The organism is Phyllobacterium sp. P5_D12 (genome assembly GCF_054049495.1).
On record NZ_JBFUMG010000718.1, the window covers coordinates 1 to 1,914 of the forward strand.

Sequence of the window (1,914 nt, forward strand, 5' to 3'; positions counted from 1 at the left end):
CGACCCGCATCTCAACGAAATAATGGTCAAGCTCTGTGAGGATACGCTCGCTGCCCGGGCATCTAACGTCAGTCCGTTCCGCACGCTGGTCGAGAACACCATCGCCCCGCTTCTTCCTCACGCGGAGGCAAATGCGGCCATTGTGGCAAGGCGGCTAGGCTTAAGCGAACGGACGTTTGCCCGACGTCTGGCCGCGGACGGAGTTTCCTTTGGTGAGATCCTCGACAGCCTGCGTCGTGAAATGGCGCTGAGTTACCTCCAAGAGGGGCTTCAGGCCTCTCAGATCGCCTGGCTGCTCGGCTTTCAACAATTGAGTTCGTTCAGCCATGCCTGCCGTCGCTGGACAGGCAAATGCCCATCGGAACATCGGCGCGCCTACAAGCAAAGATTGGTCGCCTGAACTACGACCTTGCGGCGATGCAAATTGGTCTTTTGCCGGATAGAGGCAGCCAAAGTTTGTCTCTTTAAGCCAATGCTTTGCGCTTTGACGCCAACCCACTTGCAGATTTGACTGTGGCCACAATCTTTCCGTCCGAGTTGAGGAACGGGACAATGGTCATTTTTACTTCATTTCGAGCACGGTGGCACGCAAAGGGTCGGTTATGACCATTGAAAAACCCCGCGAACCGTTAAGCGTTGGTGCCGTCGTCGTCTGGACGATCATCCACCCGCTGTTCGGCCTGATCGCGCTTGCCGTCCGCAACCGCGACCTCGATTRTGGTGAACCTCGGATCACCAAGGAGGTGGAACCGGCGCACCCCATCAACGGCCCTGTTTTTCGGATCATGCTGATCGTCGGCGTCGCCATCCTTGCCCTCCTGCTGCACGTRGGTGGCAAATGACCGATTATRGACAGCAGCGTATTCTTACGCCGAAAGCAGATCGCATTATCGTCGGTAGTYTTTTCGCGTTTTTCGCTATCTCGCTTCTTGGAATTACCTCTTTCCAGAGCCGCCAAAAGCTTTTGTGCCAGCGCCGCCGAAGAGGCTGCGCCGGACGAAGAGGACGACGAGGAGGAGGAGGCCGACGAATGAACCTCACCAAGGAACACCTCGACGCATTGGCACGCCCCGAATTTACCAACGAAGAACTGCAAACGGCGTGGGATGGACTCCTCACGCCTCATGGAAAACGCATCGCGAAGCAACGCGAGCAAGAAAGGAACCACGACAAAATGGCACGCAAGAGCGTCACCATCCGCACAGCAGAACGCCTGATCCGTTCCGCCTACGACTTCGAGGAACTGGCAGGGCGGCTGCGCAGCGAGGGCCATGAGCGTTACGCCGATGGCATCAAGGACATCTCCCGCAAACTGGGCGACATGGGCCACAACCTCAAACTCGACCTCGAAGGCAGGAACGAATGACCCAGCCTCGCGAACCATTGAGCGTTGGTGTCGCCCTGATCGCCGCTGTCCTACTATCAAACGGGAYGGCACAGGCCGCGTCCAGCGAAGCATTCCAGCGATATCAGGGKGCGCATGCCGAGTGCCGCATATTCGCTGCCGAGAAGCACATCGAAGATGCGCGGTTTGATAATTACATCAACGATTGCCTGCTGCTGCGCGGCTTCACTGTCGCCGATCAGAAACGTCTGATCTCTGAAGATGCAGAGCGACAGGTGCAGAATGATGAGTGGCTTAGGCAGGCAAATGCTGAACTGGTCAAGCGTGAACAATGCAAATCGGACCCGAAGTGTGTTCAATGGTGGCCTGATGATACCGCTAAACCAACTGACCTCGACAAGCGGTCGGTCGATGCGTTCCTGAAAACGCTCAAGCCGATCACCAAACCGGAGGTGAAGCAATGAGCCTTCCCAAGGAACCGCTGTCGGTTGGTGCCGTCGTCGTCTGGACGATCATCCACCCGCTGTTCGGCCTGATCGCGCTTGCCGTCCGCAACCGCGACCTCGATT

The 1,914-nt window shown here is 57.1% G+C and carries 4 protein-coding genes; all 4 read left to right on the plus strand.

Features of this window, described 5'->3' with window-relative positions; all coding sequences use genetic code 11:
* Positions 1-400 (plus strand): helix-turn-helix transcriptional regulator (locus ACXJ5O_RS25635; protein WP_457302367.1); only part of this gene is annotated, 400 nt, incomplete at its 5' end.
* Between the two features lie 202 nt (positions 401-602).
* The gene (locus ACXJ5O_RS25640) at positions 603-842 is read left to right on the plus strand and encodes a hypothetical protein (RefSeq protein WP_457302368.1); all 240 of its coding nucleotides are present in this window, start codon (positions 603-605) and stop codon (positions 840-842) included.
* Between the two features lie 188 nt (positions 843-1,030).
* Positions 1,031-1,366, plus strand: coding sequence for a hypothetical protein (locus ACXJ5O_RS25645; protein WP_457302369.1), 336 nt, complete (start codon positions 1,031-1,033; stop codon positions 1,364-1,366).
* Positions 1,363-1,809: a hypothetical protein gene (locus ACXJ5O_RS25650; RefSeq protein ID WP_457302370.1), complete on the plus strand. Its 447-nt coding sequence runs from the start codon at positions 1,363-1,365 to the stop codon at positions 1,807-1,809. Before ACXJ5O_RS25645 ends, ACXJ5O_RS25650 begins: the two co-directional genes overlap by 4 nt.
* Positions 1,810-1,914: the final 105 nt, after the last annotated feature.

Bases quoted from the DNA above. Each gene is read 5' to 3' on its own strand.
- ACXJ5O_RS25645 (WP_457302369.1), top strand. From the start codon at position 1,031: ATGAACCTCACCAAGGAACACCTCGACGCATTGGCACGCCCCGAATTT.